General features: G+C 35.8%; 14 protein-coding genes and 1 riboswitch. Of the genes, 11 read left to right on the top strand and 3 right to left on the bottom strand.

Going from position 1 to position 13,759, the window contains the following annotated elements:
• Positions 1-36 precede the first annotated feature (36 nt).
• The 3 genes from AC3WTA_RS26980 to AC3WTA_RS26970 all read left to right on the top strand — a co-directional run bounded on the left by AC3WTA_RS26980 (position 37) and on the right by AC3WTA_RS26970 (position 3,883).
• Positions 37-1,755, top strand: a complete 1,719-nt coding sequence (locus AC3WTA_RS26980) for a DUF3981 domain-containing protein (RefSeq protein ID WP_070169275.1) — start codon at positions 37-39, stop codon at positions 1,753-1,755.
• A 126-nt stretch (positions 1,756-1,881) separates the two neighbouring features.
• Positions 1,882-3,132 carry a multidrug effflux MFS transporter gene (locus AC3WTA_RS26975; protein WP_001014693.1) on the top strand — a complete coding sequence of 417 codons (1,251 nt, stop codon included), beginning with the start codon at positions 1,882-1,884 and terminating at the stop codon, positions 3,130-3,132.
• A 247-nt stretch (positions 3,133-3,379) separates the two neighbouring features.
• A complete protein-coding gene (locus AC3WTA_RS26970) occupies positions 3,380-3,883 on the top strand; it encodes a hypothetical protein (RefSeq protein WP_000756531.1) in 504 nt (167 codons plus the stop codon).
• Between the two features lie 18 nt (positions 3,884-3,901).
• Here AC3WTA_RS26970 and AC3WTA_RS26965 read toward each other — a convergent pair whose 3' ends face one another.
• Positions 3,902-4,063 carry a DUF3951 domain-containing protein gene (locus tag AC3WTA_RS26965; RefSeq protein ID WP_098656609.1) on the bottom strand — a complete coding sequence of 54 codons (162 nt, stop codon included), beginning with the start codon at positions 4,061-4,063 and terminating at the stop codon, positions 3,902-3,904.
• A 182-nt stretch (positions 4,064-4,245) separates the two neighbouring features.
• A riboswitch (SAM riboswitch) is annotated at positions 4,246-4,351 on the top strand.
• 134 nt (positions 4,352-4,485) lie between these two features.
• On the opposite strand from AC3WTA_RS26965, the gene AC3WTA_RS26960 reads away from it, so the two are divergent.
• Genes AC3WTA_RS26960 through AC3WTA_RS26940 form a run of 5 tightly spaced genes read left to right on the top strand, consistent with a single transcriptional unit; the run spans position 4,486 to position 9,786 of the window.
• Positions 4,486-5,403, top strand: a complete 918-nt coding sequence (locus tag AC3WTA_RS26960) for an ABC transporter permease (RefSeq protein ID WP_492333083.1) — start codon at positions 4,486-4,488, stop codon at positions 5,401-5,403.
• Positions 5,404-5,420: 17 nt separating this feature from the next.
• A complete protein-coding gene (locus AC3WTA_RS26955; protein WP_000501543.1) occupies positions 5,421-6,425 on the top strand; it encodes an ABC transporter permease in 1,005 nt (334 codons plus the stop codon).
• Positions 6,382-7,392 carry an ABC transporter ATP-binding protein gene (locus AC3WTA_RS26950; RefSeq protein WP_000531251.1) on the top strand — a complete coding sequence of 337 codons (1,011 nt, stop codon included), beginning with the start codon at positions 6,382-6,384 and terminating at the stop codon, positions 7,390-7,392. The genes AC3WTA_RS26955 and AC3WTA_RS26950 overlap by 44 nt, the downstream gene beginning before the upstream one ends.
• A complete protein-coding gene (locus AC3WTA_RS26945) occupies positions 7,389-8,162 on the top strand; it encodes an ABC transporter ATP-binding protein (protein ID WP_000205661.1) in 774 nt (257 codons plus the stop codon). The genes AC3WTA_RS26950 and AC3WTA_RS26945 overlap by 4 nt, the downstream gene beginning before the upstream one ends.
• A 13-nt stretch (positions 8,163-8,175) precedes the next feature.
• The gene (locus AC3WTA_RS26940) at positions 8,176-9,786 is read left to right on the top strand and encodes a peptide ABC transporter substrate-binding protein (protein ID WP_000714096.1); all 1,611 of its coding nucleotides are present in this window, start codon (positions 8,176-8,178) and stop codon (positions 9,784-9,786) included.
• A 16-nt stretch (positions 9,787-9,802) separates the two neighbouring features.
• Here AC3WTA_RS26940 and AC3WTA_RS26935 read toward each other — a convergent pair whose 3' ends face one another.
• Entirely contained in the window at positions 9,803-10,270 is a 468-nt protein-coding gene (locus AC3WTA_RS26935) for a YusW family protein (RefSeq protein WP_001221562.1), read from the bottom strand.
• A gap of 172 nt (positions 10,271-10,442) precedes the next feature.
• On the opposite strand from AC3WTA_RS26935, the gene AC3WTA_RS26930 reads away from it, so the two are divergent.
• The 3 genes from AC3WTA_RS26930 to AC3WTA_RS26920 are packed head-to-tail and all read left to right on the top strand — an operon-like array spanning position 10,443 to position 11,889.
• Complete coding sequence (locus AC3WTA_RS26930) at positions 10,443-11,342, top strand: helix-turn-helix domain-containing protein (RefSeq protein ID WP_000544212.1); 900 nt, start codon at positions 10,443-10,445, stop codon at positions 11,340-11,342.
• Between the two features lie 11 nt (positions 11,343-11,353).
• Positions 11,354-11,545, top strand: coding sequence for a hypothetical protein (locus tag AC3WTA_RS26925; RefSeq protein ID WP_000922555.1), 192 nt, complete (start codon positions 11,354-11,356; stop codon positions 11,543-11,545).
• Positions 11,542-11,889, top strand: coding sequence for an ABC-2 transporter permease (locus AC3WTA_RS26920; protein ID WP_000156937.1), 348 nt, complete (start codon positions 11,542-11,544; stop codon positions 11,887-11,889). Before AC3WTA_RS26925 ends, AC3WTA_RS26920 begins: the two co-directional genes overlap by 4 nt.
• Before the next feature lie 41 nt (positions 11,890-11,930).
• On the opposite strand, the gene AC3WTA_RS26915 is transcribed toward AC3WTA_RS26920, so the two are convergent.
• Positions 11,931-13,571, bottom strand: a complete 1,641-nt coding sequence (locus AC3WTA_RS26915) for a peptide ABC transporter substrate-binding protein (RefSeq protein WP_078183749.1) — start codon at positions 13,569-13,571, stop codon at positions 11,931-11,933.
• Positions 13,572-13,759: the final 188 nt, after the last annotated feature.

Genomic DNA, 13,759 nt, shown 5'->3' with positions numbered 1-13,759 from the left:
AAAGGGAAAATAAAAGAAAAGGGGACATTGCCTTTGATGAAATTTTTAATTTTAGCTATTCTCACTTTGTTTTTGATTCCATGGACAAGAAGCGGTAGTAAACTTCGAGCAGTGGATAAGAAAGGGGATGAGAAGGTTGTAAAGGGTAAGAAATCATCCATTTTAGTTATTCCTGTATTATTTTGGATAGGTATTGCAATCTATGAATATCTTTGGCTAATCGATGATCGAGCAGATTCGATTCTTACTCATTATGCCGTTGCAGTAGCAGTTTTAATTGGGCTTGTTTTATTTTCACAAAATCAAATAGGGAAATTAGAAGGTACGTTAAAAGGACTTCTAATGTTTGTTTTACTCGCAAGTTACGGCTATTTTGGTTATTTACATGATATAGTAATCACGCAAAAAAAATATGATTCTGTTGTGAAGATCGAGAAAGATATTTCAGAGCCGTTTACTGAAAATGATCAACCGTTTACAGTGCCGCCAAAGACAGCGGAGAATAAAATGAAAAAAGTATTTGGGGATATTCCGAAAGTAGCTTATTTTGAGCTAGGGGAATTAACGCCACAAATGGTAAATGGTGAGGCTTTATATGTAGCACCGATTGAAGTTTCAGGCTTTTTTAAAGCACGTAAAGCTGAAACAATTCCAGGGTACGTAACGATGTCAGGTACGAATCCTGATGCGGAAGCGAAACTGCACCTTGGTTATAAAATGAAATATGTGCCAAGCATGTTCTTCGGGAATAATTTAGAGCGTGTTGTAAGGCAAGCCGAACCAAATCTAATCTTTAAAGGGAAACCTAAATTTGAAGTGGATGATAAAGGGAAACCGTATTATACAATGACGTATGGTGAATTTATTTCAGGAAGATCTGGATTTGAGGTAGAGGGCGTTGTAGTAGTAGATGCACAAACAGGTGAAGTGAAAAGATATGATAAAGGAAAAGCGCCTAAATTTGTTGATGGTGTATTAAATCACGAGACCGCATCTACATTAAATACGTACTTCGGTAAATATATTCACGGATTTTGGAATACGAAATTCTCGCAAACGGATATGAAGATTCCGACTGAGTGGGGAACGAAAGAAGGAGTTACACCAATATTCGGTAAGGATGGAACGTTATATTACTTTACTGATTTCACCTCCCCGAAAGAGGGAGTAGATTCTGCGTTAGGTTACTCGCTTATCGATGCGCGTACAGGTAAGTTGTATTACTATAACGGAAAAGAAGTGAAGGGAATTATGGATGGTTCAGCTGCTTCGGAAGTAGTGGATAATTCCTTTAAGAGAGAGAAATGGCATGGAACGATGCCGGTTATTTATAACGTGTATGGTAAACCTTCTTGGATTGTACCTGTTATTGATGACGGGGGATTAGTACGTGCTCATACAGTTATCTATGCTTCTAATGCGAAAATATTTGCAACAGGTTCGACGCAAAAAGAAGCGCTTGAGAATTATAAAAATGCGCTGAGTGGAAGTGGAGATTCATTTAGACCGACTTCAAATGGTAAAGAAGCACAAAAAGAAGGCGTTGTACAACGTGTATATAAAGAAAAATCAGGTGAAAATACAATTGTGTATGTACTGTTAGAGAATGAACAAAAAGTATTTATGATACCGGTGAAGAAATTCCCATATGCTATGTTTACAGAAGTGGGAGATCCAATTCAAATCACATATTTAGATACAGGAGAGGCGATGTCTTCCGTATCTAAATTTACAAATAGCAATTTGAAAAAGTAAAGCGATAGAAATTCTATCGCTTTTTTTACGGTATGAAACAGGAAAATGCACTATACTTGACGTATGTTTATGTTGTAACTATAATTGTTACGATTTAGTATTTATCGGAAAGGGTGAACGGAAAAAGTGAATGGAGTTAATCACGAAATATATAAACCTGTAAAGACAAATAGGTTATGGATGATTCTTGTATTAGGGACACTTACGGCGATTGGGCCATTATCTATTGATATGTATTTGCCTTCTTTACCAAAATTAACGGATGATTTACAAACAGGCGCATCTCTTGCACAGCTTACATTGACAGCTTGTTTGCTTGGGCTTTCAGTAGGACAATTATTTGTTGGTTCAATTAGTGACATTTACGGAAGGCGCAAACCTCTTATTATCGCTCTTATTATTTATGTTGCTTCTTCTTTACTTTGTGCTATTGCACCATCTATTTGGAGTTTAGTGTTATTACGCTTCTTACAAGGAGCTTCAGGATCGGCTGGGATTGTTATATCACGTGCAATGGTACGTGACATGTATTCAGGTTCTGAAATGACAAAGTTTTTCTCGTTGCTCATGTTAGTAAACGGAGCAGCGCCTATTTTAGCACCGATTATTGGGGGACAATTACTACAGTTCACAACATGGCGCGGTGTCTTCATCGTTCTTGGGGCAATTAGTGTATTTATGTTAATATCAGCTACTTTCGTATTACGTGAAACATTACCTCCTGAAGAAAGAGAAACAGGTGGATTGTCAGGGACGTTGGCGACGTACGGAAAACTGTTAAAGGATCGTCTGTTTATGGGATATGCATTGTCACAAGGGCTAGTAACGGCGGCAATGTTTGCATACATTTCGGGCTCACCATTTGTGTTGCAGAACATATACGGAGCATCACCACAGCAATTTAGTTTATTCTTTGCGATTAACGGTATCGGTATTATTATTGCTAGTCAGGTTACGGGTCGTTTAGCGGGGAAAGTGAATGAGAAAACTTTATTCGTTTCCGGTATTATTATTGCAGCTGTTGGTGGTTTATCTTTACTACTGACAATTGTACTAGGAATAGGTTTAATTGGTGTTTTATGTTCGTTATTCCTTGTTGTATCAAGTGTCGGGGTTGTATCAACAACTGGTTTCTCATTAGCGATGAGAAACCAGAAACAAGCTGCAGGAACGGCATCGGCTTTATTAGGTTTATTACAGTTCATTTCAGGAGCACTTGTTGCACCGTTAGTAGGTATTGGTGGAAGCAACACCGCATTACCGATGGGGGTTGTGATAGCTCTTTGTGAAATTGGTGCTGTGTTATGTTATCTATTTATGGCCAGAAGAAGTGAGAAGCAGTTTGAACTGCAACAAAGACAAAATTTAGAGGCTTAATAAAAAAAGAGCTGATTCAAACATGTGTTGAATCAGCTCTTTTTTCATTTCTTTGAAATAACTTATACAGTGTTGTAAGGTGATGCAAAAGTTATTTGCATAAAGTGACGATACTGTGACAAAAATGTTGGTGTGTATATTAAGGTAGCGTCTTAAGTGTAAAAAGTAGGATGTTCTCGGTATAATAACAAGTGGAGATAAAAGAAACTATAATGAGTAGTAGCTGTAGATAAAAGGAGAAGAAGAGATGAAGAAGGTTTTGGGTATTGCTGTAATGGGAAGTATGATCCTTCTAGCAGGATGTAATGGAAATAAAGATACGAAAGAACCGAAAGAAAAGGTAGAGCAATCTACTGAGCAAACAGAAGAGATGAAAGAATACCGTGCAGTACATGAAAAATACGATATGAAAATGAATAAAGAAATTAATAAAGCACTACAGTTATTTGAAGTGGCAAAAGAAAAGGGCGGTAAGGAAATAACGAATGCTAACTATAAAGAAGATGTGCAAAAAGTAACGACTAGCATGCTAGAAGATATTGATAATATACGTAAAGAAATTCGTGTTCCAAAGTCGAAAGAGCAAGAACATGAGGTATACGCTGGTTTCTTGAATGAATCGGAACAAGCAATGAAAAAATTACAGAAGTTAGCTAAAGAAGAAGACTCATCATTGATTCGTGATATAGAAATTAACTTTGCAACAGCATCAACATACTATAAACGTTTTCAAGCAGAAACGAAAAAATAACCTTGCGCACGCGCAAGGTTATTTTTTCTTCTTACCATCTCCGTCTTCATTCTCGGATACTAATACATTCTGTTCTTCGTGAAATGCAGAGGTTATTTGTCCGGTAATATTATCGAATGGAGTATAAAAAGAAATGATACGTTTCTTTTTAATAAAGAGTTTATCCCGTAAAACCCCCACTGATTAAAGTTTCACTTTATAGAAGCCGATGATGACAAGTATAACGGATTGTTAAGGGTAACTCTATAGTAGTAAGAAATAAAAACTTATTTTTCTAAATATATCCAATTTGATTGACTTTTCATTTTTTCAGAATTATAATTCAAAATATACAATTTGAACCAAATAATAATATAGCAATTTACTTATCCAGAGAGGTAGAGGGACTGGCCCTATGACACCTCAGCAGCGGGTTCTGTAACAGGAACACCGTGCTAATTCCAGCAAGCAAGTCTTGAAAGATAAGTGATGGGCCTTCGTTTATTCAGCCTTGATCTTATTTTTTAAGATCAAGGCTTTTTGTGTTTTAAGAAGCGGAAAAGTAATAGGAACAAATATGTCAATAAAACAAAGTAAACACATTTGTTTAGGGGGTTATTGAAGTGTATGTTATTAAAAAACTATCGGTTATGGTGTTCACGCTATGGGTCATTACAACAGTAACATTTTTGATTATGCATATCATTCCAGGGGATCCATTTTCATCAGATGCGAAAATCTTTCCTGAAGAAGTGATACAAAACATGAGAGCGAAGTATCACCTTGATGAACCGTTATGGAATCAATATGTTGCTTATTTAGATGGCGTAGTTCATTTTGATTTTGGTGAATCTGTTCAATCCACAGGTCAAGGTGTATCAGAAATTATAACGACAGGATTTGGTCCCTCAGCGATTATTGGTTTACAAGCACTTGTTATTTCATTATTAGTCGGAATTGCAGCAGGTACATTTGCAGCTCTATATCATGGGAAAGTAATTGATTATAGTGTGAGCTTACTCGCGATTCTCGGTATTTCTATTCCAAGTTTTATTTTAGCACCACTATTTATACAAGTATTTGCTATTCAATTTGAACTTTTACCAGTAGCGTCTTGGGGCACATTCGAACATACGGTATTGCCATCCTTCGCATTAGCGTTAGGACCAATCGCGGTTATTACAAGATTTGTTCGCTCTAATATGATTGAAGTTTTGCAGAGTGATTATATTAAGCTAGCGATAGCGAAAGGCATACCAATTAAGAAAATCATTATAAGACATGCTCTTCGAAATGCGATTGTTCCAGTACTTACATTTGTTGGACCGTTAATGGCTGGACTTTTAACAGGGACTTTCGTTATTGAAAAAATATTTTCCATTCCTGGTCTAGGAAAATATTTTGTAGATAGTATTTTTAACCGGGATTATCCGGTCATTATGGGAACAACGATTTTCTATAGTGCATTATTAATTTCTTGTATTTTCATTACAGATATTATTCACCGTATTGTTGATCCGCGTATTCGTTCTATTACGTAAGGAGGGGGGACATTTAAATGGGAGCTTATGAAATCAATAAACAGTTATTAACGAATGAGGAGAAAAAAGAATTAACGATAAATAAAGATCAGCAAACGATTAGTCGAAAGAAGGAAGTGTTTCGCAAGTTTATATCAAACCCTATAGCAGTTTTAGGGGCAGTGACGTTATTACTAATTATTATTTTCTCACTGGTTGGCGAAAGTTTAACGTCATTTACTGCGAGTGAACAAGTGAAAGAAGCAACTAATTTACCTCCTAGTAGCGAGCATTGGTTCGGAACTGATGATTTAGGAAGAGACATATGGGCGCGTACTTGGGCTGGTGGAAAAATTTCACTAACAGTTGGATTAGTAGCAGCAGCGCTAGACATAGGTCTTGGTGTACTGATCGGAGGTTTTAGCGGATATGTAAGAGGGCGTAATCGTCTTGGAACGTTAATAGATGAATGGATTATACGAGGGATTGAAGTGTTATATGGTATCCCATATTTATTAATTGTTATTTTACTATTGATCGTGATGAAACCAGGACTTTTTACAATTATAATTGCTCTTGCGTTAACAGGATGGATTGGCATGGCACGTCTCGTTAGAGCGCAAGTCTTGTCTTTAAAACAAAGAGAATTTGTTATTGCAGCAGAGCGATTAGGTACATCGCATATGAAGATTATATACGGACATATCATTCCGAATTTAACAGGCATTATTATCGTAAATTTATCATTTACAATTCCAGCAGCTATTTTCTCAGAATCATTTTTAAGCTTTATCGGACTCGGAGTACAATCACCAGCAGCGAGCTGGGGAACGATGACGAACGATGCACTCGGGACACTACTAAGCGGAGAATGGTGGCAATTATTCTTCCCAGCAATCATGATTGCACTCATTATGTTTGCATTTAATGCAATTGGTGATGGTTTGCAAGATGCAATTGATCCGAAGATTGTAAAACGGAATCGAAAGGAGAAAAAACATGGGACAGCTCTTATCTTTAGAAAACGTAACATTGGCCGTTGAAAAAGAGAATAGTAAGCAAGCAATTGTGAAGCATGTTTCCTTTTCTATTAATGAAGGTGAAATCGTTGCACTTGTAGGAGAAAGTGGTTCAGGAAAAAGTGTTACAGCACAATCTATTGTCGGATTAAATCAAGAATCTATTCACATTGATGACGGAAGCATCTCTTTCCAATCTCAAGGATTGACGAATTTACAAGAATCAGAATGGAATCAAATTCGAGGGGAAGATATTTCGTTTATCTTTCAAGACCCTCTGTCCTCTTTAAATCCGACGATGAAAGTAGGAAGGCAAATTACAGAAGTGATTTTGCAACATGAGAAAAAATCGAAAAGAGAAGCAAAAGAAATTGCGATTAACTTATTAAATGATTTAGGGATACATGAAGCAGAGAAACGTTTTGAACAGTACCCACATCAATTAAGCGGAGGTATGAGGCAACGTATTTGTTTAGCAATTGCGTTTGCGTGTCACCCAAAGCTCGTTATTGCAGATGAGCCTACAACTGCATTAGATGTAACGATTCAAAAGCAAATTATGGGGTTATTAAAAGAGCGAAAAGAAAAACAAAATACGAGTATTTTATTAATTACCCACGATTTGGCACTTGTACGTGAAGTAGCAGATCGAGTAGTTGTGATGTACGGGGGACGTGTTGTTGAAAAAGGGACGATACAAGAAGTGATAGGTTCACCTAAGCACCCATATACGATAAGTTTATTGCAAGCTATTCCGAATATGGATGATTCTGAAAAGGTACTTAGGGCCATTGAGGGAACAACACCATCAATTGAAACGTTAAATAGCTTTGGGTGCCCATTTGTAAATAGATGCCCAGTAGCAATACAAGAATGTGTTCATCGTTTCCCTGATAGAACAGCATATTCTGGGGAACACAGTTCACATTGTTGGCAACATGTTCTAGAGCATGACCAAGCGAAATCAAAAGAGAAGGTGAATGCCTCATGACGACAGATTTAATTACTGTAAAGCAAGTAACGAAAACGTATGGAAGTAAAAAGAAAGAAATCATAGCGCTAAAAGATATATCACTTTCTATCCCGAAAGGAACAACGCTTGGCATTATTGGAGAAAGTGGTTCAGGAAAGACAACACTTGGTAAGCTCATAGCTGGGATCGAGAGCCTAACGTCTGGTCAAATTGATTATAACGGTCAAGTTGTTCACAAGTTGAAATCAGCTCATAAGCGAGATTTCTTGCAGAAAGTACAATTCATTTTTCAAGATTCAACAGCTGCATTAAATCCGCGCTGGAAAGTACGCGATAGCGTAACAGAAGGATATATTTCATTCGGTTTAGGAGATAAAGGATTGAAAGATGAGGTAGCAGGTGATGCGCTAGAACGTGTTGGATTAGATAGACGATATATTGATCGATACCCACACGAATTTAGCGGAGGACAACGTCAACGGATCGCTATTGCAAGGGCGTTATTATGTGAGCCAGAAGTATTAATTCTGGATGAACCAATTTCAGCGTTAGATGTTTCACTTCAAATCCAAATTGTGCACTTGTTGCAAAAGATTCAAAAGGAACAAGGCTATACATATTTATTTATCGCGCATGATTTGCCGATGGTTCACTATTTATGTGAAAAGGTAGCTGTCTTATATAAAGGAGAACTTGTTGAATTTGGAAATACGGATGAAGTATTCCGTAATCCTCAACATTCTTATACAAAAACATTATTAGCATCAACACCAAAAATTTCGGGTTAAAGGAGAATGTAGGATGAAGAAATTTTTATTATTTGTCATTATGACCGTATTAGCAATTACTTCTGTCGCTTGCGGTAAAAAAGAGGCGCAAAAGGCGAGTGCTGGTAAGGGGGAAGGAGATCGATTAGTAACGAATATTGGTAGCGATCCATATACACTCGATTCCGCAATTGCAACAGATAGCACATCAGGTTATGTAATTGGACATTTATTCTCAAGCTTATATACGCAAGATAGTGATGGGAAATATCAAAATGAATTAGCAGAGAAAGAAGAAGTAAATGCAGATGGAACTGAATATACAATCCATTTAAAGAAAGATATTAAATGGTCAGATGGTTCTCCTATTACAGCAAATGATTTTGAATTTGCATGGAAGCGATTATTAAATCCGAAAACGGGTTCTATGAATGGGACAGAAATGTACTTTATTAAAGGTGCAGAGGCGTATAATACTGGAAAAGGTGAAGAAAGCCAAGTTGGTATTCAAGTTGTTGATCCTCAAACATTAAAGGTAACACTTGAGCACCCAGTTGCTTCTATTAAACAAAAATTAGCGAGTTCATTATTTATTCCATTATCTAAAAAATCAATTGATGATAACAATAAATTAAAAACAGATCCAAAAGAGTTAATTACAAATGGACCATTCAAGTTAAAAGAATGGAAGCATAACCAAGCAATTACAGTACAAAAAAATAAAGAATACTATGATAAAAAGGTAACATTAAAAGAAATTGAGTTTCGTATTATTCCAGACTCTAAAACGGCGTATCAATTGTACAAATCAAAAGAATTAGATTTATTAAGTGGCTTACCACAAGAGATGATTGAGAAAGAAAAAGGGAATAAGGAATATAAACGTGTTGCAGGATTCTCATCTTATATTTACTCGTTTAACGTAGAAAAAGAGCCATTTACAAATGCGAAAGTACGTAAAGCATTTTCATTAGCAGTTGATCGTAAGTTTATCGTTGAAAAACTGTATAAGAATAATGCGCAAGAAGCATATGCATTCGTTCCAGAAGGAGCAAAAACACAAAGTGGTCGTGATTTCCGTAAAGAAAAAGGTGATTACGTAAAATTTGATACAACAGAAGCGAAAAAATTATTAGAAGAGGGTATGAAAGAACAAGGTTGGTCTACATTACCTGAAGTAACATTAAAATTCACAACGGATACACAGCATAAAAAAGTAGCAGAAGCAATGCAGGAAATGTTTAAGAAAAATCTTGGTGTAGATATTAAATTAGAAAATAAAGAGTGGAAGAGTTACATCGATACATATAAGCAAAGTGATTTCCAATTAGCTTATATGGGATGGGGCGGTTCTTTATTAGACCCAATTACTAAACTAGATTTATATGCAGGTGATGGTCCAAACAACTATGCAAAATGGCATAATAAAGAATTTGACGCTTTAATCAAAGAAGCAGAAGTTGAACAAAATGAAGATAAGCGTTTTGATTTATTGCATAAAGCAGAAGATATTATGTTTACAGATTCACCGTTAATTCCAATTATATTCCCTTCTGATTCTTACTTACAAAAAGGATCAGTATCTGGACTTCAATATTATGTTGGATCTAAACCAGATTTAAGATATGCAAAAATAAAGAAGTAGGCAACCGCCTACTTCTTTATTTTATTTCTCTTTTATATTCTTTTTTCGTTCCATCAGAGAAGACAACTTCTAAATCAAACTTTTGGTAGTCTTTATCAAGTTTGAACACATTTACTACTTGATCGATTACTTCTTGGTCAGGAGTATCTTTATCAAATTTTAATTCTTGTAGAAGTGGGCTTAATTTTGTAATAGCCTCGTCGCCTGTAAACTTTGCATTTGATTTGTGGTCTTCAAGTTTTGCTTCCATTTTCTTATCAGCTGCTACATTCTTATAATCAGCCTCGTAGTCTTTCTTCGTATCTTGATAGTCTGCATCTAAACTAAATTCATTGAAGTTAAGTTTTAAATCAGCAGGAGCTTCATTTTTTGCTTCTTCAGTAGTTTTCTTATTAGAAGTTGTATCTTCTTTTGCAGGAGCTTTACATCCTGTTAATACAGGTACTAGCATAAGCGCTAATAAAACTGATAGTAAAATTCTCATTATAATTTCCTCCTTATGTAAATTCGTTCTATACAAGTTTTTCCCAAAATCATGTAATTATGTATGTGTTGAAAATAAATTATTAACTTGTATCCACAAAGTTTAATCCGCAATTTAAATCAAAAATGATTTGTATGTATATGGTAAATTAAGGTTGTGAGGAGGTGCTAAAATGCATGAAGAATATAAAGAGATGATAAAGGAAGCAATTGAATATATAGAGGAGCATTTACATGAGGAGCTTACAACAGAAAGAGTGGCCTCTCACAGTGCGGTATCGATGTACCATTTTCATCGTATTTTTCAAAGGTATATTGGGATGAGTGTAACGGATTATATTCGAAAGAGAAGGTTAACTCATGCTGCGCAAGTCTTAGTGTCAACGGAGAGGGCTGTTATTGATATTGCAGTACAATACGGCTTTTCCTCACAAGAGGCATTTACGAGAGCTTTTAAAAGAATGTTTCAATTGCCACCGAAGAAATATCGAAAGTACTTCCAGTCATTTTATATAGAAAGAGAGGGTGTTTCAATGCAAAAAGGTATACCGAAAGGATGGATCTTAAGTGGAAGTCATCCTGCTGAATATGAGATGGGTTTAGACTATGAAGTTGCCCATCAAGGAAAAGTATCTGCATACATAAAGGCAAAAGAGAATGTTACACATGGAGGATTTTCAACATTAATGCAAATGTTTCGAGCGGATAAATATATAGGTAAAAGATTACGTTTAACAGCATTTATTAAGAGTGAGAACGTAAGAGATTGGGCAGGATTGTGGATGCGAGTAGACGGAAAAGATACAGAACCACTCGCTATGGATAACATGCAAAATCGCCCAATTAAAAATACGAATAACTGGCAATCGTATTCGGTTGTATTAGATATAAAAGAAGGAGCGCTTGGTATTGCATTTGGTGTCTTATTATCAGGAGAAGGTTGTGTGTGGCTAGATAGTATTCGATTTGATGAAGTGGATGAAAAAATTTCTTCAACAGATTTGGCTGAAAACTTTTATGAAACACTACTAGAAGAGCCGGTAAATCTGCAATTTGAAGAGATAGAAAAGTAAGGAGAAAAGATATGCTCAAATATGTAAAACTAATAAGTATTAGTTTAGTAGTATCGTCTTGTATTATGGGAATTAACTATTTAATTAGCTATCTTTGGTCAGGGCATATACCTTCTTTGACGTGGAGAACATATTTGATATTTATCGTTATATTTATGATGAGTTTTAGTTCAATGCAAAAAGAAGGGGGAGAGGATTATTGACAATAGTCTTCTTCGCCTTTCTTTCATTAACACAAATGTTCATAACTGTTTTCGGAAATGCAGGTATGATCTTTAATATAATTTCACTATCGCTACAACTTGTAAGTTCGGGTGTAATTGTACCACATGAGATGCTTTCTAAAACATATCAAACAATCGGCGAATTATTTCCCGCAACATATGCAGCGAATGGCTATTATACAATAATATTTGGGGGAGTTAGTTTAGGAGAAAATATTATTTCGTTATTAGTCATTATATTAGTTACACAATTGGTAGCAGTAATTACTGTATCTATAAAAGAAATAGTAAAGAGAAGAAGTCATGTAGTTAAAGAAGTATAAAATAAAAACGGTATCCGCCGAAGGATACCGTTTTTATTTTATTATTTTGCAACTTCTGTCCACTTGTAGTTAAATTCACCGCCGAAGTCAGTTGTTACAAGTCCTTTAATGAAAGAGCGTTGTAAGTAAGAACGACCTTGTTGGTATAAAGGAGCGACAGCACCGTCTTGTAATAGGATTTTTTCAGCTTGCTTCATTGCTTCAAAGCGAGCCTTTTCATCACCAGCTAAATCTGTTTTCACTTTATGAATGAGCTCATCATACTCTTTGTTAGAGTATTTATCGAAGTTATAAGCACTTTCTGTTGTAAATAAATCTAAGAATGTAATTGGATCAGCGAAGTCAGGGCCCCAGCCATCAATTCCAATTTCATAATCACCACTTAATAGTAGTTTCAACTGTTGTTTACGTGGTTGTGGTTTTAAATTCACTGTTAATCCATCTAGATTCTTTTCTAGTTCACCTTTTAAATATTCACCAGTCTTTTTAGCTAAAGCATTATCGCTTGTTAATAGTTCGATTGTTACTTTGTCAGTACCAAGTTCTTGTTTCGCTTTTTTCCAGTTTTCTTTCGCTGTTTTCACATCATCTTTGACTAGGTTTCCATTTTCTTTACGGAAGTCGTTGCCTTCTGGACTTTTTGCAAATTTTGCAGGAACCATTCCTTCAGCTGGAACAGCGCCGTTATTTAAAATTGTTTCTACGTATGCTTTTTTATTCATTGCTCCGTTAATAGCAAGGCGTGCATGTTGATTTTTTAATGTTTCATTTTTTTGATTGAGTCGTAAAAATTGAATGCCAACTTCAGCGCGGTCTTTGAAATTTGGATCACCCTTATATTTATCAACAAACTCCGCAGTCAAAGCAACACGATCAATTTGTCCTGAATCGTATAAGTTAACTTCTGTAGACTTATCTTTAACGACATTGAAGTTGATTTCTTCTAATTTTACAGTTTTAGCATCCCAATAGTTAGGGTTCTTCTTCAATTGGAAGCTTTGCTCGTGTTTCCAGTTATCTAATGTGAAAGCACCGTTGTAAATTAAATGATTTGTTTCTAAACCATATTTATCGCCCTGAGATTTTAAGTAATCTTCATTAATTGGTAAGAATGTTGAGAATGTCGTTAAGCTTAAGAAGTAGGGAACAGGACGGTCTAGTTGTACTTCTAACGTTCTATCATCAAGAGCTTTGACCCCTAGTTGATCAATTGGTAATTGTTTCTGGCTTATTTGTTTCGCATTCTGTATATCGAAGAATAAGAATGCATATTCAGCTGCTGTATCAGGATTTACGGCACGTTGCCAAGCGAAGACAAAGTCCTTTGCTGTAACTGGAGTACCGTTTGACCATTTTGAATCACGCAGGTGGAATGTATATTTTGTTTTATCGGGACTAAGGTCAACCGACTCAGCAACACCAGGAATTGGTTTGTTATCTTCTCCCATTGCATATAAACCTTCAAAAACATTTCGCATTACGCTCATGGATTCCCCATCCGTTGCTTTTGCAACATCCATTGTTGGAATTTCTGAAGCGAATGATAAGTTAATTGCCTGCTTATCAGGTGCTTTATCATTTGCTTTCGCTCCGCTTGCATGATCTTTATTTCCCCCGCAAGCAGTTAGTAATAGACTTGCCCCTAAAACAGATGCAACAACAGGTACAACTTTTTTCTTCATTGTTCGTTCCTCCCTAAATGTGTTGTTCGTAACGTCGTAATGTCCACGTTTTGAAGTGTAGCTATAGAAGAAGAGAAAACCTATTATAGATATGTGTATGTAGGTAATCAGGTGTTCTATATGTATATACATGTTGAACTATAATCTATCGTTATATGTTTCAACGTAGTAGACGTTATATTTTGATG

The sequence above is a fragment of the Bacillus sp. EB106-07-01-XG149 genome, assembly GCF_058791555.1.
Note: the sequence above shows the minus strand (reverse complement) of the source record. Positions and strands in the feature narration are given on the sequence as shown.